Origin of the sequence: Streptomyces agglomeratus, from assembly GCF_001746415.1 — a bacterium.
GTDB classification, from domain to species: domain Bacteria; phylum Actinomycetota; class Actinomycetes; order Streptomycetales; family Streptomycetaceae; genus Streptomyces; species Streptomyces agglomeratus.
This window is the reverse complement of the sequence record NZ_MEHJ01000001.1, coordinates 6,218,701-6,244,250: the sequence shown is the minus strand read 5'-3', so window position 1 is coordinate 6,244,250 and position 25,550 is coordinate 6,218,701. Positions and strand designations below refer to the sequence as shown.

Genomic DNA, 25,550 nt, shown 5'->3' with positions numbered 1-25,550 from the left:
GTCCCGATCCTGATGTACCACGCGGTGGGCCACCGGCCCGCCAAGGCGGCGTACCGCCTCTCGGTCTCCCCGGACGCCTTCGCCGAGCAGATGCGGCTGCTCGACGACCGCGGCTTCACCCCGCTGACCACCGCGCGGCTGGGGGCGGCCTGGCGGGGCGGCGGCACTCTTCCGGAGCGACCGGTGCTGATCACTTTCGACGACGGCTACGAGGGCGTGCACCGGCACGCCCTCCCCGCTCTCGCCGCGCACGGCTTCGCGGCCACCCTCTTCGTCACGACGCGCTGGCTGCGCGGCCCGTACGACGGTGGGGGCGCCCTCGACACCATGCTCGACTGGGACCAGGTGCGGGAACTGGCCGCCGCCGGAACCGAGATCGGCGGCCACAGCCACAGCCACCCGCAGATGGACCAGCTCACGGACGAGGCCCTGTGGTCCGAGACCCTGCGCTGCCGGGAAATCCTTGGCGAGGAGCTGGGCGCCCGTCCCGTCTCCTTCGCCTACCCGTACGGCTACTCGAACCGGCGCGTGCGCCGTACGGTGCGCGAGGCCGGCTTCGCGCAGTCCCTCGCGGTGGGCAACACCCTCGCCCAGCGGTGCCAGGGGCCGTACGCACTGGAGCGCGTGACCGTACAACGCGGCACGGGCATCGAGGAGTTCGAGCGGATGGTGGAGGGCCGGTGCATCGCCCGTACCTTCGCCGGGGACCGTATCCTCACCAAGGGGTACGCCATGGTCCGCAGAGCCCGAGCGGCCGGCCGGAAGGTAAGCAGGAGCCGTGCCTGACACGACCACCACCACCGACCGGGCCGACAGCCCGGCGCCGCCGGCGCCGCCGTCCGGGCGCCGTTTGCGTCTGCCGGGGGCCGGCGGCGGGAACCCGCTCTTCCGCAACGCCTACGCGCTGATGCTCAACACCGGCATCAGCGCGCTGCTCGGCCTGAGCTTCTGGCTGGCCGCGGCCCGGTACTACTCGGAGTCCGCGGTCGGCCAGGGTTCGGCGGCCATCGCCGCGATGAAGCTGCTGGCCGGCCTGACCGCGCTGACGCTCACCGGGGCGCTCGCGCGCTTCATCCCGGTGGCGGGGCGCGGAACGGGGCGGCTGGTGCTGCGGACCTACGCGGGCAGCTCGGTGGTCGTCGCGGTGGCGGCGCTGGTCTTCCTCGCCACACTCAGCCTGTGGGGCCCTTCGTACAGCTTCCTGCACGGCCCGCTGAACGGCCTCTTCTTCGTACTCGCCGTCGTCGGCTGGTCGCTGCTCACGCTCCAGGACGGCGTACTGACGGGCCTGCGCAGCGCGCTGTGGGTGCCCGTCGGCAACACCGTCTTCTCCGCCGTCAAGCTGATCCTCCTGATCGTGATCGCGGCCGCCGTCCCCACCGCGGGGGTCTTCGTCTCCTGGGTCGCGGCCATCGCCGTGTCGGTGGTCCCGCTGGGGTGGCTGGTCTTCCGGCGCCTGGTGCCGCGGCACGTGGCGGCCACCGAGGAGCGCGCGCAGCCGCCGACGCTGCGGCAGATGGGCCGGTTCCTGGCCGGCGACTACACGGGTTCGCTGTTCTCACTGGCCGTCGTCTACGCCGTGCCGGTCATCGTCGCCTCGCAGGTCGGCGCCGAGGACAACGCGTACTTCTACATCACCACGACCATCGGCGGCACGGTCAACCTGCTCGCCATCAACATGGGCGCCTCGCTCACCGTGGAGGGCGCGCACGATCCGAGCACCCTCGCCCGCAACTGCCGGGCCGCGCTGCGCCGCATGGCGCGCATCATGGTGCCGGTCGCGGCGGTCCTGTTCTTCGGCGCCCCGTACATCCTGGGCGTCTTCGGCGAGGGGTACGCGGACGCCGCGACCCCGCTGCTGCGCTGGTTCGCCGTCGGCGCGCTGCTGCGGGTCGTCATCGAGGTGTACTTCGCGGTGCTGCGCGCCCAGAGCCGCACCTCCCCCCTCGCCTACCTCCAGGGCGGGCTGTGCGTCCTCGTCCTCGGCCTGACGCTGCTGCTGCTCCCGCGCATGGGGCTCGTGGGGGCCGGGATCGCGGAGATCTCCAGCCTGGCTGTCGTGGCGTCGGTCGCGGGCGTGATGCTGTACCGGGTGGTGCGGTCCGCACCGCCCGCCGGGGACCGGGGCGCCGACGCCGCGGCCCCGGACGGCGACCTGGCGGACCTGGCGGTCGGCGGCGATCGCGGGGACGCCGTGTCCGCGAGCGGCGGGCGTACGGGTGAGGACACGCCGTCCGGCGGCGGGTCCGGGCCGCGCTGGGCGCTGCGCTCGGCGCTCGACGCGCCCACCATGCCGCTCGGGGCGCGGCTGGACTTCGACCACCAGGAGCGCAGGCCCGATGTGCGGCCGGGACCGGGGACTCCGGCCGCCGGCACACCGGCGCCGGGCAGCGGCGGGGCCGGCGAGGGGAACGGCCACCGGCCGACGTGGGCGCTCGGGCCGCCGCTGCCGAAGGCCACTCCCGAAGCTCCCCGCTCCGTCTCGTCCGTACCGGCTGCGACACCGTCCCGGGAGGCGAGCGAGGCCGGCATGACGGGTATGGCGGGCGAGGCCGGTGTGGCGGGCGGCGCGGGTGGAGCGGGGCGCGTGGCGGGCGGCGCGGGTGAGGAGCGCGTGGCTCCGGTGTCCCGTACGCCCCACGGGCCGCCCGCGCCCCATCGCACTCCCCTGCCGCATCCGCTGCGCACGCTGCGCTCGCGGGTCCCCGAAGTCGGCGTCGGCCTGCTGCTCCTGGCCGCTCTGGCGCTGTACTGGCTGCCGGTGCGGCACATCGGTGAGGCGGACCTCGACCGTATGGGCGGCCTCGGGCTGGTCTCCGTACTCCCGGCGGCCACGCTGACCGGCGCGGGACTGCTCGCGCTGTCCTTCGCCTCGCTGCTGTGGCCGGACCGGCCGAGGCCCGTCCTGCTGACCACCGTGCTGCTGGCCACGGTGGTGTCGCTGCACGCGCTGCCCGCCGTCCTGGAGGCCGAGCCTCGCTTCCCGACAGCCTGGCAGCACCTCGGCTTCATGGACCACATCGAGCGGACCGGCACGGCGGTGCCCGACCTCGACGCCCGCTGGAGTTGGCCGGGCTTCTTCGCGCTGGCCACCTTCGTGGCCGAGGCGTGCGGCGTCTCCGACATGTCGTCCGTGATCCGCTGGTGGCCCCTGGCCATGCAACTGCTCTACCTCCCGCCGCTCTTCCTGCTGACGCGCTCGATGCGGGCGGGCTGGCGGGCGAAGTGGACCGGGTCGTGGATCTTCGTACTGAGCGGCTGGGTCGGCCAGGACTACTTCTCGCCGCAGGGCTTCACGTACGCCATGTACCTCGCCTTCGTCGCGGTGCTGCTGGTCTGGTTCCGCGAGCCCCGCGTGCTGTGGAGCAGGCGGCGCCCCGGCGAGGCGGAGGTCAGGCCCGCCGGGCGGCGCGAGAAGGCGGTGCTCCTGCTGGTGTTGGCCGGGCTCTTCGCCGCCACCGTGCCGGCCCACCAGCTCACCCCGTTCGTGATGCTCGGGGTGCTCGCGGTCCTGGTGGTGGCGGGCCGCTCGACGCTGCGCGGCCTGCCGATGCTGTTCGCGGTGCTGGTCGCCGTGTGGATCGGATTCTTCGCCGAGCCGTACTGGTCGGGGCACTTCGACGAGCTGTTCGGCGGAGTCGGCGGGGTGGGCGGCAACGTGACCTCGTCCGTCTCCGGCCGCATCGAGGGCGGCAGTTCGACGCACAAGCTGGTGCTGTACGTGAGGGTCGCGATGGCCGGCGGTGTGATGGCATTCGCGTGCTGGGGATGGTGGCGGCGGCGCTTCGCCGGATACAGCGAGCGCTCGCTGCCCGTGCTGGCGTTCGTACCGTTCCTCGGCTTCGGCATGCAGTCGTACGGCGGCGAAATGGCGCTGCGCGTCTTCATGTTCGCGCTGCCCGGCGCCGCTCTGCTGGCCGGGCTCGCGCTGTTCCCCCGCACCGGTGTCACGCTCGCCGAGCGGGAGGCGGACCGCAAGAGCCTCGCGCCGCTGGCGGCGCTGCTGACGGGCCTGCTGCTGATGGGCGGCTTCCTGGTCTCCCGCTGGGGCAACGAGTCCTTCGAGCGGACCAGGTCCGGCGAGGTCGCGGCGATGGAGTTCGTGTACGCGCACGACGATCCGTCGGTGCGGCTGCTGTGGTTGAGCAGCGACACCGTCGACGACGTGACGCCCGCCATGCCGTGGGGCGCGCGGGACATGGAGAAGGTCACCTACTTACCGACGCTCGCACCCACCGATCCGGTGCTGGTCTCGGGGCTGGTCAAGTCGCTGAAGGACGCGGGGCCGAATTCGTACCTCATGGTCAACCGGAGTCAGTCGACGTATCTCCGTCTCGACGCGGGCTACTCGGCCACCTGGGAGAGGCGGCTGACCGCGCGGCTCGACCGGCGGCCGGAGCTGACGAAGGTCCTGTCCAACGCCGACGTCTCGATGTACGCGCTGCGCGAGCAGCCCGACGGCCCGGTCGGGAAACCCGCGCCGGGGCCGCCGGGTCCGAAGATCACATGGACTCCGTGGTCGGTGGTGGGCGCTCTCGCGGCGCTGGCGCTGATCGTGCTGCTGGCGGCGCGGGAGGTCGTACGGGTGGGGGTGGCACCCGGTGTACGGCAGTTGCAGTGGCTCCAGAGCACGTTCTGGTTCTCGCTGCCGCTGCTGGCCGTGCTGCTGGCGTCGCTGGCACAGCGGTTCCTGACGATGGCGTAGTGAGGTGCGGGGGCGGGGCGGGGCCCGGCTGTGGCCCGCTTCAGCGCTCCAGCCACCTCACTTCGTACCCCTTCAGGTCGAGGGACTTCCCGTCGACCTTCGTCCTGACGGGCCGGCCGAGGGTGTTCACGACGAGGACGGTCCGGTCGTCGGCGAGGACGCGGATGTGGCGTGCGTCGTCGGCGGCGACCGGCACGGAGCCGTCGTAGCGGGTCCCGGGAGGGAACTCCCCGGCGAACCGTGCCAGCAGTTTCATCATCGGCAGCCCCCCGCCGCCGTCGGGCAGTTGGGTCGGACGCCACAGGCATCCGGCGCACTCGGCGTCTCCCCTGTTCTGCGGATTCCAGTAGAACGCCGTGCTCGCGCCGCCCCTGGCCATCGCCATCAGGCCCGAGGCGTGGACGGCGGTGCGGCGCGTTTCGCTCCAGCCGTGGCGGTCGTCATCGTCGTCGCCCGGTTCGACGTAGTACTCCGCCCACCACACGGGGAGCCCGCCCGAACGGTCGCCGATCCACTCGCTCACGGCGGTCAGTTTCTCCGTGGCACGGAACTCGTCGGGCAGCAGCTCGTCGTGGCGGGTGTAGCTGGCGCCGTCGATCACGACGAAGTCGGCGCCCTTCTTGTGCTCGTTCCAGTACGTGTAGGAGTCGAGGACCCGCTGGTCGACGCTGCCCCACGGCCCCTTGAGCGCGGAGGCGTAGGTCTTGTCGCGCGGCTCGTAACTGTCCATGACGAGGTAGGGGCCGCCGACGAGGTTCTCCTTGTTGACCCTCTTCAGCTCGGCGTACACCAGGTTGTACAGCTCGGTGTAGCCCTCGTGGTTCCACCGTCGGCGGCTGTCGTCGAAGAAGCCCTTGAACTCGTTCCAGACGATGAAGTGGCGTACGTCGGGATAGCGCCTGGCGACGGTGCCGGCGAGCTTCGCGAAGTCCTCGTAGTGCTCGGGCCTCGGAGCGGTCTCCAGGGCTTCCCTGCTCCAGTCGGTGTTCTCCGCCCCCGCCTTGCCGCCCTTCATCCAGTCGGGCGCGCAGCACAGCGTGATCACAGGGGTGCCGCGCGTTCTGCGGATCAGGTCGACGCGGCTGTCCAGTTCGTCGAAGCGGTAGCGGCCGGGGGACGGCTCCGGATTCTCGGCGCCCCATCCCATGATGTGCTGGATCTGTGGCAGCGGCCGCGCGGACAGCGTCTCCTCGGCCCGGCGCAGGGCGGCCGCCTCGCCCTCGTCGGCGCTGTACTGCGTGTGTGTGAAGCCCCAGCCGAGTGCGGGCTTCGGCGCGCCCGACGGCGGCACGGGGGTGCCGTGCACCTTGTCGCCGTCGGTGGTGGTGCCGGCGTTGTCGTCCCGGCCGACGGTGCCGTCGCGGCCGGGAAGTGCCGTGCACATCGTCAGTACGAGGGCGATCGCGGCCACGCCCACGCCGATCAGTGCGGTGAACCGCCACCGCCTTGCCCCGGAGTTCCATCCATGGCGTCCCATCACCGTTCAGCGTATCGGCGGGGGGCGGCATTCCGGCAGGTGTGACGCAGAACGGATGAACGTCGGAAACCGGGGTGCACGGGGCGGCGCCGTGCCGGATCATGGGCGCCATGTCCGCAAACCCTGAGGCCGCTCTGCCGATCCGGCTGAACGTCGACGACAGCGATTCCCCGTCGGACGTCGTCGACGCGCTGTTTCTCGGCCGTTTCGCGACGGGCGAGCAGCCGTACTCCCACAGCAGGTCGATCGACCGCGTCAAGACCGGCGCCACGCTCCTGCCGCCGGCCGCCAGAGTGCTGCGCGCCGCCCGTGACGACGACCGCAGCGCGACCCTGGCCGAGGGCGACGGCTGGACCCTGCTCGTGTCCCGCTGGACGCGCGGCGCGGACGTCACGGTGACGGCCACCACCTCCGAGCTGGCCGAAAGAGTCCTGAAGCAGGCTACGGACGGTGCCCAGGACGAGCCCCAACCGCAGCCCGAGAACGTCACGATGGGCTTCTGGTATGTCTCGCCGCGCCGGGGCCCGCACCGCACGACCCGCCAGATCTCCGCCGGTACGTGGGACGCGGTGCGGCCCAACTACACCGCTCCGGTGGCCGAGGCGCTGGACCGGCTGATGAAGGTGACCCCGGACGACATCGCGGGCCGGCTGCTCCTGCTGCACGGTCCGCCGGGTACGGGCAAGACGTCGGCGCTGCGCACGCTGGCGCGGTCGTGGCGGGACTGGTGCCAGGTCGACTGCGTACTCGACCCGGAGCGGCTCTTCAACGACGTCGGCTATCTGATGGACATCGCGATCGGCGAGGACGACGGCTCGGCGAAGGGCCGCTGGCGGCTGCTCCTGCTGGAGGACTGCGACGAGCTGATCAGGGGCGAGGCCAAACACACGGCGGGCCAGGCCCTTTCCCGCCTGCTGAACCTGACGGACGGTCTGCTCGGCCAGGGCCGCAATGTCCTGGTCGGTGTCACCACCAACGAGGACCTGGAGCGGCTGCACCCGGCGGTGGTGCGGCCGGGCCGCTGCATGGCGCGCATCGAGGTCGGCTCGCTGACGCGCGCGGAGGCGTTGGGCTGGCTGGGTACGGAGACCCCCGGCCGGGAGGAGGCCGTCGGCCGCGACGGCGCGACCCTGGCGGAGCTGTACGCGCTGCGCCGGGGCACCGGACCGGCGTCGGTCCCGTCCCAGCAGGACGGCTCGGACGCGGGGCTGTACCTGTAGCCGCGGGCCACGCGTACCGCACCGCGCCGCGTTCACCGCCCGTACGCCGCCCGCAGCGCGTCCTCGACCGCCGCCAGCGCCTGCTCGTGGCCGAGGCCGAGACGCCGGGCGCGCTCCGCGTACCCCTGGGCCGCGGCGGCGGCCTGGCGCTCCGCCGCGTCCCCCGCCGCCGCGACGAACGTCCCGTTGCGCCCCCGCGTCTCGATCACGCCGTCGCTCTCCAGCGCGCGGTACGCCTTCGCGACGGTGTTGGCGGCGAGGCCCAGATCCTCCGCGAGGGCGCGTACCGTCGGCAGTTTGTAGCCCACCGGCAGCGCGCCGGCGTGGGCCTGGTCCGAGATCTGGGCGCGCAGTTGTTCGTACGGAGCGGTACCGGAGTCCGCGTCAATGGCGATCTTCAAGGTCACGGCCCGATTGTCCCCCACGGGCCGGGAAAAATGGGAGGCACCCGGACACGCCCCCCGCGTAACGTCCGGCACCATGACCCTGATCGTTCGTGACTTCACCCCGGCCGACACCGACGCGTGGGTCCGGGTGCGCCGCGCCGCGCTGCCCTTCATGGTGACGACCCCCGAGTCCGTTGCCTTCGAACGGGCGACCGCGCATCCGGACAAGAAGATGCGCATGCTGGTGGCCGAGGAGGACGGCGAGCTCATCGGCACGGCCTTCGCCGGTATCGCGTACGACAGCACCGAGCCCGGCCAGGCGTTCGTCACGCCGCAGATCCACCCCGGCCACCGCACCCGCGGCGCGGGTTCGCTGCTGCTGCGCGCTGCCGAGGAGCACCTGCGCGCCGAGGGCGCCACGGCCGTCTACGCCTGGGTGGTGGACACACCCGAGTCCCGCGCCTTCGCCGAGCACCGCGGCTACCGGCCGACCCGCCCCATGCACTTCCAGCGCCTGGACCTGGCGAACGGCCGACTGCCCCCGCGGCAGCCGCTTCCCGCCGGCGTGGAACTCCATACGGCGGCCGACTTCCGGGACGACCCGAGGCCGGTGTTCGAGGCCGACGCGGAGACCACCGCCGACGAACCCAGCGACATCAGCACGGACTTCACGGACTACGAGGACTGGATCAGCCACACCTGGAACCATCCGCTCCTCGACCACGGACTGTCCACGGTCGTGGTGGCCGACGGACGGGTCGCGGCGTTCACGGCGGCGCAGACGGACGGCCTCACCCGGTACTGGTCCGGCATGACCGGCACCGTGCGCGCCCACCGGGGCCGCGGCTTCGCGAAGCTGGCCAAGAACGACTCCCTGCACCTGGCCCGCTCGGCCGGCTACACGGACGCGTACACCAGCAACGACGCGGACAACCTGCCCATGCTCGCCGTGAACAGGTGGTTCGGATACGAGATCTGCGCCTCGGAGGTACGTCATGTCCGCACGTTCGGGTGAGACCGGGGGCGAGTTCGCCGGGAGCACCGGGAACGCCGGGCGGGAAGTCGAGGTCGCCCTGGTCAAGGCGGGCCGTACGAAGATCCGTTACCCGGCCTCCGTCGTCTCCGACGACGGCACGCACCTGGTGGTGAGCGCCCCGTGGGCGGCTCCGGGGGTACGGGACTTCGGCTTCGTACGGTTCGAGCCCGGTGACGTCTTCACGGAGCACTACTGGCGGGACCGGTGGTACGCCGTCAAGGAGGTCAGGGCGGGCGACGGCGCGCTGAAGGGCTGGTACTGCGACGTGACGCGTCCGGCGGTCGTCGCGGGCGGCCGGGTGGAGGTCGAGGACCTGGACCTCGACCTGTGGGTGTCGGCGGACGGTGCCACCGTCCTGCGTCTGGACGAGGACGAGTTCGCGGCGAGCGGCCTGGCGGACCGGGACCCGGAGGCCGCCGCCGAGGCGGTCCGGTCCCTCTACCGGCTGGAACTCCGCGCCCGTGGCGCGGGGTTCCAGGGGCTGCTCTACCACTGAGGGGACGGGGTCCGGGTCAGCCGGAGGCGCCCACGTCGTTGTGGGGGGCGCCGTCGCCCACCGGGGGCAGGTCGCCGCGCTCGGGCATCTCGTCGACGCCGGTGCCGGGGCCGCCACCAGAGCCGCCACCGGTCGCCGGGAGCACCTCGTCCAGCTCCTTGGCGCCGGCCCGGTGGGCCTTCTCGGCGGCGCGGCGCAGGGTCTCCCGGTCCACGCGGTCCGCGTCGGCGCTGACCCGCACCACATGACCCTCGTACGCCCGGGCGTACTCGTGGGCGTCGGCCGCCGCGCGGTACCAGAGGTCGCCGTCGCGCTCACACGCGACGTCCCCGCCGCCTCCGCCCGAACCCACCGACTGCTTCGCGCAGCTCGCCGCGTCCAGTTTTCCGCGGTCGACGGCGAGTTGTATCTGTCCGCCGGAGGCGGCGGAGACGTACGTGGCCGAGAAGCCGTCGTTCCCGATGACGCCCACGGACTGCCGTGCCAGGTCGTACCCCGGCGCCTCGGTCACATAGATCAGCTCCAACGCCGACTCCCCCGCCCGCGCCTTCAGTTCGGCCTGCGGCGGGGCGTCGGCGTCGGTCGCCGTCTCGGCACCACAGGCACCGAGCACGACCGGGAGCAGCAGAACGGCGAGCACACGCGGAATACGGGTCATACGCACATCCTGCCGAACCGGCCCTCACCCCACATGGGTACGGATACTCAGGCCGGCGTCCCCGTCGTCGGCAGGTGGACCGCTCGCCGCTTCCCCTGTTCGTCGTAGGCGATCGAGTCGCCGTCCTCGTGCCAGTGGACGACGAAGCGCTCCCCCGCCCGGTAGGCGTCGAGGCCGGCCCGGCAGTAGGCGACCATGTCCGGGGGAAGAGCGCTCATGGGGTACCAGGCCAGCTCGGAGCACTTGTCCGGTTCCCGGTTGTACGGTGCGAGGTCCGGGCCGCACTCCGCTTCGAAGAACCAGCCCGTCCTCGGGTTTCCGCGCGGTCCCCGGTGCTGCATGACCAGGGCCACGCGCAGGTCGTCGGGGCCCAGCACGACGCCGATCTCCTCCGCCGCTTCGCGGATCATCGCGGCCCGTACGTCCTCGCCGTCCTCGACGTGCCCCGACGGCGCGTGCAGCAGACCGTCCGCGTAACCGGTGCCGGACCGGCGGGCGAGCAGCACCTCGTCGCCCCGGCGCAGGACGAGGTGCACGTCGACGACTTCGGTGTGGCGGGGGCGCCGGGCGGGGTGGGCGACCAGCGCGTACCGTTCGTCGTCGACCGCACGGCCCCACAGGGTCGCGTCGGCGGACAGCGGTTCGTGCCGTACGTGCGAGGTGAGCGGGGTCAGCGCCGCCAGCAGCTCGGCCGCGGGGATGCCGTCGCCGGCCCAGGCCCCCTCGATGAGCAGCAGCCGTCCGCCGGGCTTCAGCAGGGAGCACCAGTGCCGCAGCGCCGCCGCGGCATCGGGAAGCAGCCACAGAACATGACGGGCCATCACGACGTCGAACCGCCGCTCCCCGACCGGTGGCCGGTAGGCGTCGCCGACGAGGATCTCGGCCCGCGTCCCGGCGAGCTTGATCCGCGCCAGGTCCACCATGCGCGGCGAGCGGTCCACCCCCGTCACCCGGTGCCCCTGCTCCGCGGCGAGCAGCGACAGGCTCCCCGTACCGCAGCCGAGATGGAGCACCTCGGCAGGCCGCCCGTCCGCCGGCAGCCAGGTCCTCAGGCGCGCGGCCCACGCCGCGCGCACGGCGGGGTCGAGCAGGCCGTGGTCCGGCTCCCGGTCGAAGGAGTCGGCGGTGGCGTCCCAGTCAATCCTCGTCATGGTTCCGATCGTCGCAGCCGCCACTGACAGTCGCGCTCACGCCGGCAGCCGCTTGCGGTAGTGGAAGCGGTCGTACTCGCCCTCCACCCGCCGCTCCACCTGCTCGTATCCGTAGCGGTCGTACATCCGCCGGTTCTCCCACATCTTCGCGTTCGTCATCAGCCGCACCTCGTTCAGGCCGAGCGAGCGGGCGTACGTCTCGACGAAGGCCAGCAGCCGCCGGCCCGTCCCGGTGCCCTGGGCGTCGGGGTGGACCGCGACGGAGTCCAGGTAGAGGTGGTCCTCGTGCGGGACGAGGACCAGGACACCCACGACCGGGTCGCCCGTCACGAACACCCGCCCCGCCGCGACGTTCGCCGCGTGATCGGCCTCCATCGGGACCGGCACGACACCGATTCGCTCGATGTAGTGGTGATAGGCCGCGTCGGTCACGGCCTTCACCCTCGGTACGTCGGCGGAGGTGGCGGGGCGGATCGTGTCGTCGGTCATGCCGACACGTTACGACGGCGTCGCGTAACCGCCTTCTTCAGCAAGGGCCAGGCCAGCAGGACGACGATCACGGCGTAGACCGTCACCGAGAAGGGCGTGTCGACCAGGCCGGTCGCGCTGCCGTCGCTGATCTGGAGCGCCCTGCGCAGCTGTTGTTCGGCGGCCGGGCCGAGGATGACGCCGATCACGGCCGGCAGCACCGGCAGCCCGTACCGCCGCATGCCGAACCCGATCAGCCCGATGACCAGCAGGATCACCAGGTCGAGCGCCTCGCCGCCCACCGCGTACGCGCCGACCGCGGCGAAGAAGAGGATTCCCGCGTAGAGGTACGGGCGCGGGATGCGCAGCAGCTTCGCCCACAGTGGCGCCAGCGGCAGGTTGAGCAGGAGCAGCAGCACCATGCCGACGAAGAGTGAGGCGATCAGGCCCCAGACGAGGTCGGGTTCGCGTTCGAAGAGCAGTGGTCCCGGCTGAATGCCGTACTGCTGGAAGGCGGCCAGCATGACGGCGGCGACGGCCGTTGTCGGCAGGCCCAGCGTCAGCATCGATACGAGGGTGCCGGCCGCCGAGGCGGAGGCCGCCGACTCCGGTCCCGCCACGCCCTCGATCGCGCCCTTGCCGAACTCCTCCTTGTGCTTCGAGAGGCGCTTCTCGGTGACGTACGAGAGGAACGTCGGGATCTCCGCGCCGCCGGCCGGGATGGCACCGAAGGGGAAGCCGATGACCGGTCCGCGCAGCCAGGACTTCCAGGTGCGCTTCACGTCGGCCCTGCCGAGCCAGGGGCGACCGACCGGAATCGGCTCGGCCACCGCGCGCCGCAGGTGGGCGGCGACCCACAGGGCCTCGCCGATCGCGAAGAGTCCGACCGCGACGATCACCACGTCGACGCCGTCGGCGAGCTGGAGCGAGCCGAAGGTCAGGCGCTGCTGGCCGGTCATCCCGTCGAGGCCGACCAGGCCGATGGTGAGGCCGATGAGCAGCGACGCCGCGCCCCGGACGCGGGACGAGCCGAGTACGGACGTCACGGCGATGAAGGCCAGCACCATGATGGCGAAGTAGTCGGGCGCGCCGATGTCCACCGCCAGCGAGGCGACGGCCGGGGCGAGGGCGACGAGCAGGATCGTGCCGATCATGCCGCCCGCGAAGTGGCCGATGGCGGCGGCCGCGAGCGCCTGGGCGCCGCGTCCGGCCTTCGCCATCGGGTTGCCTTCGATGGCGGCGACCACCGCCGCGCTCTCGCCCGGGGTGTTGAGCAGGATCGAGGTCGTGGAGCCACCGAACATCGCGCCGTAGTAGATGCCCGCGAACATGATGAAGGCGCCGGTGGGTTCGAGACCGTACGTCACCGGAAGCAGCAGGGCCACGGCCATCGCCGGGCCGATTCCCGGCAGTACGCCGATGGCCGTGCCGAGCAGGACGCCTATCGCGGCCCAGAGCAGGTTGACGGGTGTGAGGGCCGTGCCGAAGCCGTCGAGAAGGGAGTTGAGGGAGTCCATGACTCAGAGCACCTCCATCAGGGGGCCACCGGGGAGCGGGACTCCGAGCAGGTTGTCGAAGACGAAGTACGTGACGAGGGACAGGCCGGCGGCGATGAGCGGGTCGCGGTCGTAGTGGCGGCTGCCCAGCGCGTACGCCGATCCCCAGAAGAGCAGGGCCCCGGAGATGGGGAAGCCGAGCGGGTCGATGAGCACGGCGTTGCCGAGGAAGACCCCGGCGAGGAGCAGGACCGTACGCCAGTCGCTGGGGTCGCTGAGGTCGATGTCCTCGCCGCCCTCGGCCTCGCCGCGGCCGCCGCGCAGGACGTCGGCGGTGAGGAGTACGGCGACGAGCAGCAGGGCGATGCCGACGACCACCGGGACGGTCTTCGGGCCGACGGGGCCGCGCTGGGTGAGGTCGACATCCATGGTGAGGGCGTCGGTGAGGACGAGAATGCCGAGCAGCAACAGCAGCACGCCGACGCCGATCTCGGAGTGTTCGCGCAGCCAGGACCGGGGGGTGCGGGCCGCGGCCGGGGTTTCGGTTCCGGTGGTCACAGCCCCAGCTCCTTCAGCACCGAGTCCACGCGCTTGTCCTGCTCGTCGAGGAAGTCGCCGAACTTCTCACCGGTCAGGAACGCGTCGTCCCAGCCGTTCTTCTTCATCGACTCCTGCCATTCGGGCGAGTCGTGCAGCTTCTCGACGAGCGTGACGAGCTTGTCGCGCTCGGCGTCGGTGAGTCCGGGCGGCGCCACGATGCCGCGCCAGTTGGTGAAGTCGGTGTCGAGTCCCGACTCGCGCAGGGTGGGGGCGTCGAGGCCCTTCACGCGCTCGGGTCCGGTGACGGCGAGCAGCCGCAGCTCGCCCGACTCGATCTGGTCGAGGTACTCGCCGACGCCCGACACGCCGAAGGCGACCTTGTCGCCGAGGATGGAGGCGAGCAGTTCGCCGCCGCCGTCGAACGGGATGTAGTTGACCGACTTCGGCTCGATGCCCGCGGCCTTCGCCATCAGCATAGGGGCGAGGTGGTCGGGCCCGCCGGGCGAGGAGCCGCCGCCGACGGGAAGTTCGGCGGGGTCCTTCTTCCAGGCGGCGACGAGGTCGTCGATGGTCTTGTACGGGGAGTCCTTGCCGACGACGACGATGTCCTGCTCTTCGGTGAGCCGGGCGATCGGCGTCGTGTCGCCCAGTGTCCTGGGCGACTTGTTGGTGTGTACGGCGCCGACGACGCCGAGGCCCATCGACATGGCGAGCTTGCCGTTGCCGTGTTCGCCGACGAGGCGGGTGAGGCCGACGGTGCCGCCGGCACCCGGCAGGTTGAACACCTCGATGTTGTGGGTGAGCCCGGCGTCCTCGGCGTTCTTCGCGGCCGTACGGGCCGTGATGTCGTAACCGCCGCCGGGTGTGTTGGGAACCATGAAGCGCAGGCCGGGGATCTGCGTGCCGGTGTCGGCGCCGCTGCCTGTGGTGAGCAGCGGCGGCCCCACCAGTACGAGCAGTGCCGCCCCGAGCAGGGCGAGGGGAGTACGCATGCGCACCTGGGCCACCACCTGTCCGTGTGTACGGGTTGAACTGGGGATTCACGGAAACTTGTGAAGTGGCCCACATGTTGCCCGCGTGTTAACAAGCTGTCTCCCTTCCGCAATCAACGGACGTTGTGGTCGTTGTGGTCGCGCCCTAGCCTTGCGCGGTGACCAAGGTGCTGGTGGTGGACGACGACTTCATGGTCGCCAAACTGCACAGTCGCTACGTGTCCGCGATGGACGGTTTCACGGTCGTCGGAGTGGCGCACAGCGGCGCCGAAGCGCTGCGCGCGGCCGACCGGCTTCGTCCCGATCTGGTCCTGCTCGACGTGTATCTGCCCGATATGGACGGGGTCAGCGTGCTGCGCGAGCTGCGCGCGGCGGAGGAGCGGGCCGCCGGCGGGGCGCACCGGCACACCGTGGACGCCCTGTTCATCACGGCGGCCCGGGACGCGGAGATCATCAGGGCGGCGCTGCGGGCGGGCGCGCTGCACTATCTGATCAAGCCGTTCAACCAGGCGGCTCTCCAGGAGCAGCTGCGGCACGTGGCGTCGATGCGTACCCGCTTCGACGAGCTCGCCGAGCAGGGCGAGGCGCGCCAGGCGGACGTCGACCAGATCTTCGGCACCCGGCCGCCGGGCTCGCGGGAGCTGCCGAAGGGCCTCGCGGCGCACACGGCCGAGCTGGTCGGGCGCACCCTGCGCGAGCACCCCGGCGGCCTGTCCGCCACCGAGTGCGCGGAGGCGGGATCGCTGTCCCGCGTCAGCGCGCGCCGCTACCTGGAGTACTTCGCGGACACGGGCCGCGCCGAGGTGACGCTGCGGTACGGCGGAACGGGCCGGCCGGAGCGCCGCTACCGGTGGACCGGCTGACCGTTCCCGCGCGCGCACCGGCCGGGGGTCTGGCCTCTGCTCGGCCCCGTACCGGCCGGGGATCTGGCCTCCGCTCGGACCCGTACCGCCCGAGGGTTCCGCCCTGTTCAGATCCGCACTCTCGTCGGGTCGAGGACGATCGAGCGGCGCGACGCACGGCGTCGTCGCGTCGGCCGGGGAACTCCCTTCAGCGCGTGGAGGAAGGGCTCTTCGCCACGGTCCGCGGGGCCGAGCCACTCGCCGAGCGTCTGCCAGAGCGCGGAGTACCCGGTGGCCAGCTTCCGCACGGAGGCCCGGCTCAGCCGCGCCACTCCGTTGGCCGTGGCCTCCCGGAGAACGTCCTGCCCCTGTCGGCTGCTGAGGTGCAGTACGCCACCCTCCCCCTCCTCGCACTCCAGGTCCCGTGCCAGACGTTCGAGCCGTTGGTCAATGTCGGACGGGAGGTCGTCCGCGGCGGGACCGTCGGACAGCAGCGGAGGGGGAAACTCCGGGGCGAAGAAGAGGTCGGGCTGCCTGTTGGCCTGGACGTGGCCGATGAGGTCCACGCGGTCCTCCCACTGCCCGCACCGGTCGAAGCCGGTCACCCCGTGGATGCCCGCCCAGATCTCGCATTCGCTGCGGAGCCATTCGGTCGCGACCCGGATGTCGGCCCCGCGTTCCGCGCCCCGCAGGTTCCACACCTGCTGCATCACCTTGGCGACCGCTTCGAGGAGCCGGTAGTCGTAGGACCGCATCTGCTTCTCGGACCAGTTGTCCGCAGGGAGTGCGTCCGCGGCGGTTTCGAGTCCCGGGTAGGCGGTCCTGACGAAGCTCTTGAACAGCTCCTCGTTCCGGAGCAGGTCCAGGTCGGGGTCCTCGTGGACCATCCAGGTGCGCTCCACCGTCATGAAACCGCCCTTCGGTACGAGAACGGCCTTCTCCAGTTCCTCCACGGCACGCCGGACGTGCCCCTCCGTGACGTGCGGGTCGCCGTCGGCCGCCCTCATCGCCATGGCGTACGCGCACGCGCTGTTGTAGTGGGTCAGCCAGTCGCCGCAGCGCCACACCGGAAGGACGTGTCGCAGCAGGGGGACGCGGCTCTGGGCGCGGTTGATCCGTTTCTCGACCTCCCGGGCACCCGCCGATGCCCACGCCGGAGACCCGGTGCCCGGTGCCCGGTGCCAGGCGCAACGGAGCCCACACCTGCTGGTTGACCCGAAGCGCACCCCGGGTCACCGGCTCACGCGGGCCCCTGACGCTCTGGACGTACGAGAAGGGCCATACGACTCCCGCCAGGCTCCGCAGCCGGGCCGGCCAGTAGAGTCCGGCGATGCGGGCCCACCGGTCGTCTGCGGCCAGGCGGTCCAGCTCCCGTCGTGCGGCCCGCTGGAACACGGCGAGGACCAGCCCGGCGGCCGCCTCGCCGTTCTCGCTCGTCCGGGGACGGGCGGACAGCCGCAGCGCGGCGAGTAGCGCCGTCTTCTCGGTGCCGGGGGTCACCAGGCCCGTGGCGGTCGGCCAGTAGCGGTCCACGAGCAGCGGCGCCAGCCGCTCCGTCGTCTCCCGGTGGCGTGCGCCCTTGTTCTCGTACCACTGCCTCACCGTCTCTTCGGCGGTCGCCAGGATGATGGCGTTGCGGTACCGGAGCCCGAGCACCTCCGCGTACAGGCGGGGATGCCGGAGGTGGCGCAGGGGGCGGTACCGCTGCCACAGGCGCAGGTTGTACTGCTCGGCGGTCTGGCCGTCGAGCGTGAGGGCCCGCTGGCAGGTGTCGAGCGCGTCGATGTGCAGCCCCATCTTCTCCTGGACCTCCGCCAACTCGCCGCGCAGGTAGGGGTTGCCGGGGTCGAGCGAGATCGCGTCGTAGTACCGCGAGAGGGCCTCGTGGTACCGGCCGGCCCGGCTGAGCTCACTCGCGTTCTGGTACGCCTCGTACAGCTCGGGGTTCAGTTCCCGGCCCCACCACCGGCGCCAGGGCGGCTGCCGGCCGGCGCGCGTGGCGGGCAGCAGCGAGCTGATCACCCAGCATCCGGCCTTGCGGATGACCTCGCTCCACTCGCTCCCCCACACGGTCGTCGAACGGGCTCCGCCGAACACGTACGCCGTGACGGTCACCGTGACCCCCAGGTTCTCCGGTCCCTGCGCCCGGACCCTGAGCACCCCGCCGACGCGGTAGGCGAGTTGGGGCCGCAGCCGGCTCAGCAGGCGCGGCAGGGCGGTTCCCAGCTTGTTCGGGTCGAGTTCGACGTCGCCGACCAGCTCCAGGAAACTCGTCGGCGGCGCCTCGGCGGGCAGTGTCGTCGGCGCGTACATGCTGCTGCCGGACAGTTGCTGGCGAAGTTCGGCCGTCAGGTCCTCGGGCGGCAGGCCGAGTGTTCCCCCGGGTGTCGCGTCGATGAGTTCCTGCACGTCGACCGGGCCCGGTTTGTACGCCAGCGAGGCGCGCGTCGCTCTCCAGTACAGGTAGAGGACACCGAGGACGACGAAGAAGAAGGCGAGCCGCTGGCCGAGGGACAGGCCGCCGCCGCTCGCGAAGACCCGGCCGAGACCGCCGCAGACCTGGGCCAGCCACCCCACGGCGCTCTCCGCCCAGCCCCACAGCCCGTCGCCCCACGGACCGTCGGCCCAGGCCCGGTGTTCGTCACCGGCCCACGGGAGCAGACCGAGCAGGGCGAGGGTGCCTACGGCGCTCCAGACCCACCACGCGATCCGCCGGGGCGCGGGAAGTGCGGACGTCAGGCTGGTTTCGCTTTCCCTGCGCCGGTTGAACATGCCGGTCTCCGAGCGAGGAACGGCCCCTGCTTCCCACGCTAGGCGAAAAGCCGGTGGTAGACAGAGCAACCATCGCCCCGCCCCGCGCGGCAGGGTCCGGGCCCGCCGCTTCCTCAGGTCCCGCTTAGAGCCTCCTTAAAGCCGGCATAAAGATCACTGAACACCGCCGTCAGCAGCGGTTTTCGCCGGTCGCGGGGGCTAGCGTGCTGATCGCCGGGGCGGGGTTCAGTCCGTCGGCGCCGCTGGTTTCGGGGGGCCGCGCCGCCGGACTCGATCTCCGCCCCCGTGCCCCCACACGCTCCCCACCGCAAGGAGAACGTCCCGATGACCGCTCGTCTCCGTCGTACCGGCGCCTCGATCGCCGTCCTCGGCGTCGCGCCGCTCGCGCTGACCGCCCTGTCCGCCGCCCCGGCCTCCGCCCACGGTTCCATGACGGACCCGGTCTCGCGTGTGTCCGCCTGTTACGCGGAGGGTCCGGAGAGCCCCGACTCCGCGGCGTGCAAGGCGGCGGTCGCGGCCGGCGGTGTGCAGGCCCTCTACGACTGGAACGCGGTCAACATCGCGAACGCCGCCGGGAAGCACAAGCAGCTGATTCCGGACGGCAAGCTGTGCAGCGCCGGCAACGACAAGTACAGGGGCCTGGACCTGGCGCGCGCCGACTGGCCGTCGTCGAAGCTCGCCGCAGGCAAGCACACCTTCCGGTACAAGGGGACCGCGCCGCACAAGGGCTCGTTCGAGCTGTACATCACCAAGGACGGTTACGACCCGACGAAGCCGCTGAAGTGGTCCGACCTGGAGCCGAAGCCCTTCGCCGAGGTCACCGACCCGAAGATGGAGAACGGCGACTACGTCTTCGACGGCACCGTGCCGGCCAAGTCGGGCCGTCACCTCGTCTACAGCGTCTGGCAGCGCTCGGACAGCCCCGAAGCCTTCTACACCTGCTCCGACGTGGTGTTCGGCAAGGACACCGGCGGCTCGGGCACCGCCCCCGCCCCGGTGGCGTCCGCGCCGAGCGAGCAGGACATCGCGGACGGCGCCGACGAGTCGTCCGTGGAGCACAACGGCCATGGCGACAGCGACAACAAGACCGGCGCCGAGGTGACGGCCCCGGCCGCCGGCCAGGACGACGCCGGCACGGGCGAGGCTGACCAGGACAACGCGGGGACGGACAACGCCGGGAAGCCCGCCGCCGAGGAGCCCGCCGCCAACGCGCCGGAGCCGAAGAGCGACGCCGCGCAGCCGGTCACCGCGGCCGCCGCCGGCGACAACCTGGCCGAGACCGGCGGCGACAGCTCCACCACGTACCTCGCGATCGGCGGCGCCGCCGCGCTCGCGATCGGCGCCGCGGCGATGTTCGGCTCGGTCCGCCGCCGGGCCGCCCGCCGCTGACCCGGCCGGCCGTCCGCTGACGGCCCGCCCAGGAGCCGCTGCCGCCCCCACCTCGTTTCCCGGGTGGGGGCGGCAGCCTTTCAGAGTGCCGACGCGCAGGTGGTCGGGGCCGCCCGGCCCGGATCGAGGGCGTTGGCCACCTCGTGGAAGGCGATCCGGTCGATCAGCCCTATCGCCACGTGCTCGGAGAGGTCGACGGGGCACAGGTCCTGGAGCAGGACGTTGCGTACGCCGGGGCCGTCCAGGAACTGGGAGCGGTACGGGGTGACCACCTGGTCGTACCGGGTGGCGATGACCGTGTAGCGCACGCCCGGAACCGTGTCGCCGCCCTCGTTGAGCCTGGTCAGGAACGGGGACCCGGCGATCTGGTCGGCGAGGCCCGGGGTCTTGGTGGTCAGCAGGTGGCCGGCCCCGGGGAAATGGGGCAGGAGTTTCGTCAGGCCCAGCAGGGTCGTGCCGTGATTGTCGGGCGCGATGCCGATGAGGGCGTTCACCTCGTCGGCTCCGCCGAGGAACTTGAGGTAGTGACGCGGCATCATGCCGCCCTGGGAGTGGCCGACGAGGTCGGCCTCGGGAGCGCCGGTGGCGGCGAGCACCTTGTCGACGAAGGTGTCGAGCTGGGCCGCCGACTTGTCGATCGGGCCCAGGCCGTGGAAGAACGGCACGTCGGGAAGCTGCCCGTAGTCGAGGGAGAAGACGCAGTATCCGCGCCTGACCAGGTACGGGGCGAGGCCGAGCCAGTTGTCGACTGAGTTGCCGAAGGTGCCGTGGACGAGGACGACCGGGCGGGGATTGGCGGCGGACGGCTCGCACGAGTAGTCGTTCCACCCGCTGCTGGGGGCCGCGGTGGCGGCGCTCGCGGTGGCGGTGGGGGTGAGGGTGGCGGCGAGGGCCAGGAGGAGTGCGGCGGCAGGTCTGAGTGCGCGCTTCCAGGGCAGCATCGGGTGATCTCCTTGCGGCTCAAGGGGAGTTGCGACGAAGTAGCCCTGTGATCCGGATCACAAAGATGCTGTGCTGCCGCTAAATTACGCGCGAGTAGTCGAAGAGTGAAGTGACGCGCCGGTAAAAATTGACGAAAAGTCAACAAGGGCGACCAGGCTGCTGGCGCTGCTGGTTGAGGCGGACGGGTGGCGGGTTCGGACGGACGTCATGGAAGGCCCAGGCGGACGTCGTGACCGGCTCGGACGGACGTCGCGGCTGGCTCGGACGAACGTCGCGGAAGGCCCAGGCGGACGTCGTGACCGGCTCAGGCGGAGGCGCGGTGACCGGCCGGGGCGGACCCGCGGCCGGCCCGAGCCGGGGCCCGGCCCGTCGGCGCGGACGCTAAGCGCCGGTCGGACAGGGAGCCGGGCACGACCGCCCCCGGCCCGAACTTCGCCCGCGCCCGGTCCGCCACCGCCTCGATCCGGCGCGCCTTGTCGTCCGCCGGGTCGAACGTCAGCTGCTGCGTGGCCCGTTCGGCCGGAGTCAGCCCCTCCGCGCGCAGCGCGATGGCGCGCACCCTGGCGCGTTGCAGGCCGAGCGCCTCGTAGAGCCCGTACGCCGTGGCGGTGATCGCCGCCGAGTGGGCCGTCGGCTCGCCCATGGTGCGGGTGCGGGTCGTGGTGGAGCGGTCGGCGTAGCGCACGGTGAGCGTCAGCGAGCGGCAGACCTGTTCCTCGCCGCGCAGCCGGACCCCCACCTCGTGGGAGAGGGACAGCAGGGCGCGGCGGTGGCGGACCGGGTCCAGCTCGTCGCGGTCGAAGCGCCGTTCGGCGGCGAGCGAGCGGGAGGCCGCGTTGGGTACGACCGGCGTACGGTCGATGCCGCGCGCTCTCTCCTGGAGTTCGCGCCCCGCCCGCGCGCCGACGATCCGCTGGAGGGTGGCGAGCGGCACGGCGGCGACCTTGCCGACCGTGTCGAGCCCGTACGAGCAGAGGCTGCGGGCCGTCGCGGGCCCGACGCCGTACAGCGAGGCGACCGGCTTGCGGCCGAGGTAGTCGGCGGCGGCCTCCGGGTCGCCGGGCACGGCCAGGGTCTTACCCGGCGGCGCGTCCCGCGCGGCGGTCCTGGCGAGCAGCGGGTTGGCGCCCACGCCGATCGTGCAGTCGACGCCGCAGTGCGCGAGCGCGCGCACCCGCAGCAGGGCGGCCAGCCCGGCCGCGTCCCGCCCGAAGTACCGTTCGGCGCCGCGGACGTCGACGAGCGCGGCGTCGGGCGGGAGCGCCTGGACGGTGGGGGCGATGTCCTCGATCAGCCCGAGCAGGGTGGGCAGCGCGGCCTCGGACAGCTCGGCGCCCGCGACGTGGAAGCGTACGTAAAGGATCATCCGGCGCTCCCCGGGCTCGAATGCCACAGCTTGCGTCCCGTCGGGGCGCCTTCACCGGCGGGCTGGAGGTCCGCCCACGGGTTCATTTCGTAGCCGGTGGGCAGGTGGATGCGCCGGCCGTCGTCCCCTCCGCCCTTTCCCGGCGTCTCTTCCGCCGGTTCGGCGGGGGCCGCCAGCCGCGCCGCGACGGCGTCGAGTCCGCCCGTACGCCGCAGCTCCACGAGTTCCGCCAGGTTCCAGGCCGCCGACGCGACCACGCTGAAGCTGCGCGGTCCGCGCCGCTGCACCACTCCGCGCACGAGCAGCAGCCAGGAGTGGAAGACGGTGTGGGCGCACGCCGCGTGGCTGTCGTCGAAGAAGGCGAGGTCGACCAGGCCCGTTCCGTCGTCGAGGGTCGTGAAGATGACCCGGCGGCCCGAGCGGACCGGCGGGGTCTGGGTGGCGGCCTTGGCGCCCGCGACCAGGACGGTCTGGCCGTGTTCGGCCATCCGCAGCCGCTTGGCGGAGGTCGCTCCCAGCTCCTTGAGGAACGTGTAGTGGCCCCCCATCAGGTGCCGGGAGGCGTCCATGCCGAGGACGCCGAGTTCGGCGCTCAGGCGCTCCGCCTCGCTGAGGTCGGGGAGCCCGGCCGGGGCCGCCTGCCGGCTCCCGCCGAGCGAGAGCTGGTCGCCGGACGCGCCGGAAGTGCGCTGCGCGGCGCGGAGTTCGGACAGGTGGAGCAGCAGGTCGCGGCGGTTGGCGCCGAACGCGTCCAGCGCGCCCACCTGGGCGAGCCGTTCGGCGACGGGCCGGCTCGGGTGGGCCCGCTGCCACAGGTCGAGCAGTGACGAGTACGGCCGGCCAGCCACGATCCGCGCGGTCTCGGCCTCGCTGATGCCGTGGACGTCCGCGAGCCCGAGCCGGATACCCCAAATCCCGCCGGACGATCCCTTTGTTCCCTTTCCGCCAGACACCAGTTCGATCTGATGAGCGGCCGCCGACCGGTTCACGTCCAGCGGCAGCACGGGCACTCCACGCCGCCGCGCGTCCGCGAGCAACAGCCGCTTCGGGTACATGCCGGGGTCGTGCGTGAGCAGTCCGGCGTAGAAGGCGGCCGGGTGATGGGCCTTCAGCCACGCCGACTGGTACGTCGGCACGGCGAAGGCGACCGCGTGCGCCTTGCAGAAGCCGTACGACCCGAACGCCTCGACGATCTCCCAGGTACGGGCGGTCACCTCGGGCGAGTAACCCCGCTGCCGCGTCCGCTCCGCGAACCAGGCGCGGATCTGTGCCTGCGTACCGGGATCGGAGAGCCCGCGCCGCATCTGGTCGGCCTCGCCCCGGTCGCAGCCGGTCATGATCCGCAGGATCTCGATGATCTGCTCGTGGAAGACGACCACGCCGTACGTCTCGCGCAGCGCGTCCTCCAGGTCCGGGTGCGGGTAGCGGGCGGGCGCGCGGCCGTGCCGGGCCTCGATGAACGGCCGCACCATGTCGGCGGCGACGGGCCCCGGCCTGAAGAGCGAGATGTCGACGACCAGGTCCCCGAAGGTCGCGGGCTGGAGCCTGCCGACGAGGTCGCGCTGGCCCGGCGACTCGATCTGGAAGCAGCCGAGCGTCTCGGTCGAGCGGATCAGTTCGTACGTCGCCGGGTCGCCCTGCGGCACCTGCTCCGGATCGTCGAGATCGAGCGCCACGTCCGCCGCCCGCCGCAGTTCCGCGACCGCGTGCGCCATGGCCGACTGCATCCGTACGCCCAGCACGTCGAGCTTGAGCAGCCCGAGGTCCTCCACGTCGTCCTTGTCGAACTGCGACATGGGGAAACCCTCGCCGCTGGTGGGCATGACCGGTGTACGGCGCAGCAGTGAGGCGTCGGAGAGCAGCACTCCGCACGGATGCATGGCGATTCCGCGCGGCAGCGCGTCGAGCGCCTCGACCAGTTCCCACATCCGTCCGTACCGGTCCTTCTCGGCCGCCACCTCGCGCAGTTCGGGCAGTTCCTCCATCGCGGCGCGGGCGTCGCGGGCCCGGATGTGGGGGAACGCCTTGGCGATACGGTCCACCTCGGCCGGGTCCATGGACAGCGCGGCGCCCACGTCCCGTACGGCGTGCCGGACCCGGTACGTCTCGGGCATGGCGACGGTCGCGACCCGCTCGGCACCGAAGCGGCCGATGATCGCGCGGTAGACCTCCAGGCGGCGGGCGGACTCGACGTCGATGTCGATGTCGGGCAGCGCGGAGCGCCGTTTGGACAGGAAGCGCTCCATCAGCAGGTGGTGCTCGACGGGGTCGGCGTGGGCGATGCCGATGAGGTGGTTGACGAGCGCTCCCGCGCCGGAGCCGCGCGCGGCGACCCGGATGCCCATGTTCTTCACGTCGTCGACGACGCCGGCCACGGTGAGGAAGTAGGAGGCGAAACCGTGGTGGGCGACGATGTCCAGCTCGTGGTGCATCCGCTGCCAGTACTCCCGGGCCCGCGGCCCCCGGTCGTAGCCGCGCAGCAGCATTCCGGCGGTGGCCCGGGACTCCAGTACGCGCTGGGCGGTGCGGCGGCCGGCTCCGACGAGGTGCGGCTCGGGGAAGTGGACGGTGCCGAGCCCGAGGTCGTCCTCGGGGTCGACGCGGCAGGCGGCGGCGGTCTCCTCGGTCAGGGTCAGCAGCCGGTGGGCGGCGCCCCGGCGGTACCCGGCGGCCTCCGCGACCAGCTCGGCGATGCCCGCCATGTCGTCGGCGCTCTTGAGGGAACGCTCGCCGCTGTCCAGGGGGGCGCGCGGGTCGACGGGGACGAGTCTGCGGGCCGCGTCGAGTACGTCGGCGACCGGGCCGAGGCCCGGGTCGGCGTACCGGACGGCGTTGGTGAGTACGGGGGCGACGCCCTGTTCGGCGGCGAGGCCGAGGGTGCGGGCGGCCAGGCGCAGCGAGCCGGGGCCCGTGCCCGTACGGCCGTGGTGGACGACTTCGAGGCGCAGGGCGTCGCCGTACACGTCCCGCCAGGGCGCGAGCAGGGTGGCGGCCCGGTCGGGGCGGCCGGCGGCCAGCGCACGGCCGACGTCGGAGCCGGGGCCGAGCAGCACGGTGAGCCCGTCGCCGTGATTGCGCTCCCACTCCAGGAGGGGGTTGCGTCCGCCGGCCTCGTGGGCGGCGCTGATCAGCCGGCAGAGGTCCGCCCAGCCGGCGGCGCCGTCCCGGGCGAGGAAGGTGGCGCGGGGCGCGGACTCGTCGACGAAGGCCCCGCCGCGCACCGGCGTGCGCCTGCGCTGCGTACGTCCTTCGTCGCGGGCGGGCTCCGTAGGCCCCAGCGCCAGCTCCGCGCCGAAGAGCGGCCGTACGCCCGCCTTCGCGCAGGCCTTGGCGAAGCGGACCGTGCCCGCGACGGTGTCCCGGTCGGTGAGGGCGAGGGCGTCCATGCCGTGTTCGGCGGCGCGCGCGGCCAGCCGCTCGGGGTGAGAGGCGCCGTAGCGCAGAGAGAACCCCGAAACGGTGTGCAGATGCGTGAACGCGGGCATCGCACCTCCTGAGTCCCCTGAATCAATCCTGCTCTCACCTCCCCCGTCTCCACCATAGACCAAGTTTCGAACGTACGTGCGATAGCCGTGTCCTCAGCCATTCGGCCCGGCCCCACCTGCGCAAACGCG

At 72.4% G+C, this 25,550-nt stretch carries 18 protein-coding genes and 2 pseudogenes; 7 read left to right on the top strand and 13 right to left on the bottom strand.

The features are described 5' to 3' along the window. Positions 1 to 12: 12 nt before the first annotated feature. Together AS594_RS27250 and AS594_RS27245 are read left to right on the top strand one after the other, a co-directional pair. The gene (locus AS594_RS27250; RefSeq protein WP_069935991.1) at positions 13 to 786 is read left to right on the top strand and encodes a polysaccharide deacetylase family protein; all 774 of its coding nucleotides are present in this window, start codon (positions 13 to 15) and stop codon (positions 784 to 786) included. Then, entirely contained in the window at positions 779 to 4,705 is a 3,927-nt protein-coding gene (locus AS594_RS27245) for a lipopolysaccharide biosynthesis protein (protein WP_069935454.1), read from the top strand. Before AS594_RS27250 ends, AS594_RS27245 begins: the two co-directional genes overlap by 8 nt. A 40-nt stretch (positions 4,706 to 4,745) precedes the next feature. On the opposite strand, the gene AS594_RS27240 is transcribed toward AS594_RS27245, so the two are convergent. Then, a complete protein-coding gene (locus tag AS594_RS27240) occupies positions 4,746 to 6,182 on the bottom strand; it encodes a xylan 1,4-beta-xylosidase (protein WP_069929488.1) in 1,437 nt (478 codons plus the stop codon). Between the two features lie 110 nt (positions 6,183 to 6,292). On the opposite strand from AS594_RS27240, the gene AS594_RS27235 reads away from it, so the two are divergent. Beyond that, the gene (locus AS594_RS27235) at positions 6,293 to 7,402 is read left to right on the top strand and encodes a DUF5925 domain-containing protein (protein ID WP_069930821.1); all 1,110 of its coding nucleotides are present in this window, start codon (positions 6,293 to 6,295) and stop codon (positions 7,400 to 7,402) included. Positions 7,403 to 7,434: 32 nt separating this feature from the next. On the opposite strand, the gene AS594_RS27230 is transcribed toward AS594_RS27235, so the two are convergent. Beyond that, complete coding sequence (locus tag AS594_RS27230; protein ID WP_069929487.1) at positions 7,435 to 7,809, bottom strand: GntR family transcriptional regulator; 375 nt, start codon at positions 7,807 to 7,809, stop codon at positions 7,435 to 7,437. Between the two features lie 73 nt (positions 7,810 to 7,882). On the opposite strand from AS594_RS27230, the gene AS594_RS27225 reads away from it, so the two are divergent. Next, the gene (locus AS594_RS27225) at positions 7,883 to 8,803 is read left to right on the top strand and encodes a GNAT family N-acetyltransferase (RefSeq protein WP_069929486.1); all 921 of its coding nucleotides are present in this window, start codon (positions 7,883 to 7,885) and stop codon (positions 8,801 to 8,803) included. Beyond that, a complete protein-coding gene (locus AS594_RS27220; protein ID WP_079144382.1) occupies positions 8,784 to 9,320 on the top strand; it encodes a ribonuclease FAU-1 family protein in 537 nt (178 codons plus the stop codon). The genes AS594_RS27225 and AS594_RS27220 overlap by 20 nt, the downstream gene beginning before the upstream one ends. A 16-nt stretch (positions 9,321 to 9,336) precedes the next feature. Here AS594_RS27220 and AS594_RS27215 read toward each other — a convergent pair whose 3' ends face one another. The 6 genes and pseudogenes from AS594_RS27215 to AS594_RS27190 all read right to left on the bottom strand — a co-directional run bounded on the left by AS594_RS27215 (position 9,337) and on the right by AS594_RS27190 (position 14,631). Further along, positions 9,337 to 9,978 (bottom strand): hypothetical protein, encoded by a 642-nt coding sequence (locus tag AS594_RS27215; RefSeq protein WP_176741019.1) that lies wholly within the window; start codon positions 9,976 to 9,978, stop codon positions 9,337 to 9,339. A 59-nt stretch (positions 9,979 to 10,037) separates the two neighbouring features. Beyond that, positions 10,038 to 11,129, bottom strand: a pseudogene (locus AS594_RS27210) (methyltransferase domain-containing protein); the annotation flags it as partial. 36 nt (positions 11,130 to 11,165) lie between these two features. Next, positions 11,166 to 11,618: a GNAT family N-acetyltransferase gene (locus AS594_RS27205; RefSeq protein ID WP_069929484.1), complete on the bottom strand. Its 453-nt coding sequence runs from the start codon at positions 11,616 to 11,618 to the stop codon at positions 11,166 to 11,168. Continuing rightward, a complete protein-coding gene (locus AS594_RS27200) occupies positions 11,615 to 13,114 on the bottom strand; it encodes a tripartite tricarboxylate transporter permease (RefSeq protein ID WP_069929483.1) in 1,500 nt (499 codons plus the stop codon). Before AS594_RS27200 ends, AS594_RS27205 begins: the two co-directional genes overlap by 4 nt. Before the next feature lie 3 nt (positions 13,115 to 13,117). Beyond that, positions 13,118 to 13,651, bottom strand: a complete 534-nt coding sequence (locus AS594_RS27195) for a tripartite tricarboxylate transporter TctB family protein (protein WP_069929482.1) — start codon at positions 13,649 to 13,651, stop codon at positions 13,118 to 13,120. After that, positions 13,648 to 14,631, bottom strand: coding sequence for a Bug family tripartite tricarboxylate transporter substrate binding protein (locus tag AS594_RS27190; protein WP_069930819.1), 984 nt, complete (start codon positions 14,629 to 14,631; stop codon positions 13,648 to 13,650). The genes AS594_RS27195 and AS594_RS27190 overlap by 4 nt, the downstream gene beginning before the upstream one ends. A gap of 152 nt (positions 14,632 to 14,783) precedes the next feature. Between AS594_RS27190 and AS594_RS27185 the strand changes: the two genes are divergently transcribed. Next, positions 14,784 to 15,488: a response regulator gene (locus AS594_RS27185; RefSeq protein ID WP_256096853.1), complete on the top strand. Its 705-nt coding sequence runs from the start codon at positions 14,784 to 14,786 to the stop codon at positions 15,486 to 15,488. A 107-nt stretch (positions 15,489 to 15,595) separates the two neighbouring features. Here the strand turns inward: AS594_RS27185 and AS594_RS46315 are convergent, their stop codons facing one another. Then, a complete protein-coding gene (locus tag AS594_RS46315; protein ID WP_069935453.1) occupies positions 15,596 to 16,534 on the bottom strand; it encodes a hypothetical protein in 939 nt (312 codons plus the stop codon). Between the two features lie 661 nt (positions 16,535 to 17,195). Beyond that, positions 17,196 to 17,780, bottom strand: a pseudogene (locus tag AS594_RS47970) (tetratricopeptide repeat protein); the annotation flags it as partial. A 783-nt stretch (positions 17,781 to 18,563) separates the two neighbouring features. On the opposite strand from AS594_RS47970, the gene AS594_RS27170 reads away from it, so the two are divergent. Further along, the gene (locus AS594_RS27170) at positions 18,564 to 19,628 is read left to right on the top strand and encodes a lytic polysaccharide monooxygenase auxiliary activity family 9 protein (protein WP_069929479.1); all 1,065 of its coding nucleotides are present in this window, start codon (positions 18,564 to 18,566) and stop codon (positions 19,626 to 19,628) included. 80 nt (positions 19,629 to 19,708) lie between these two features. Here the strand turns inward: AS594_RS27170 and AS594_RS27165 are convergent, their stop codons facing one another. The 3 genes from AS594_RS27165 to AS594_RS27155 all read right to left on the bottom strand — a co-directional run bounded on the left by AS594_RS27165 (position 19,709) and on the right by AS594_RS27155 (position 25,421). Next, positions 19,709 to 20,569: an esterase/lipase family protein gene (locus tag AS594_RS27165; RefSeq protein ID WP_069935452.1), complete on the bottom strand. Its 861-nt coding sequence runs from the start codon at positions 20,567 to 20,569 to the stop codon at positions 19,709 to 19,711. Between the two features lie 305 nt (positions 20,570 to 20,874). Continuing rightward, positions 20,875 to 21,936: a DNA polymerase Y family protein gene (locus AS594_RS27160; RefSeq protein ID WP_079144811.1), complete on the bottom strand. Its 1,062-nt coding sequence runs from the start codon at positions 21,934 to 21,936 to the stop codon at positions 20,875 to 20,877. Continuing rightward, a complete protein-coding gene (locus tag AS594_RS27155; RefSeq protein ID WP_069935451.1) occupies positions 21,933 to 25,421 on the bottom strand; it encodes a DNA polymerase III subunit alpha in 3,489 nt (1,162 codons plus the stop codon). The genes AS594_RS27160 and AS594_RS27155 overlap by 4 nt, the downstream gene beginning before the upstream one ends. Between the last annotated feature and the right edge of the window lie 129 nt (positions 25,422 to 25,550).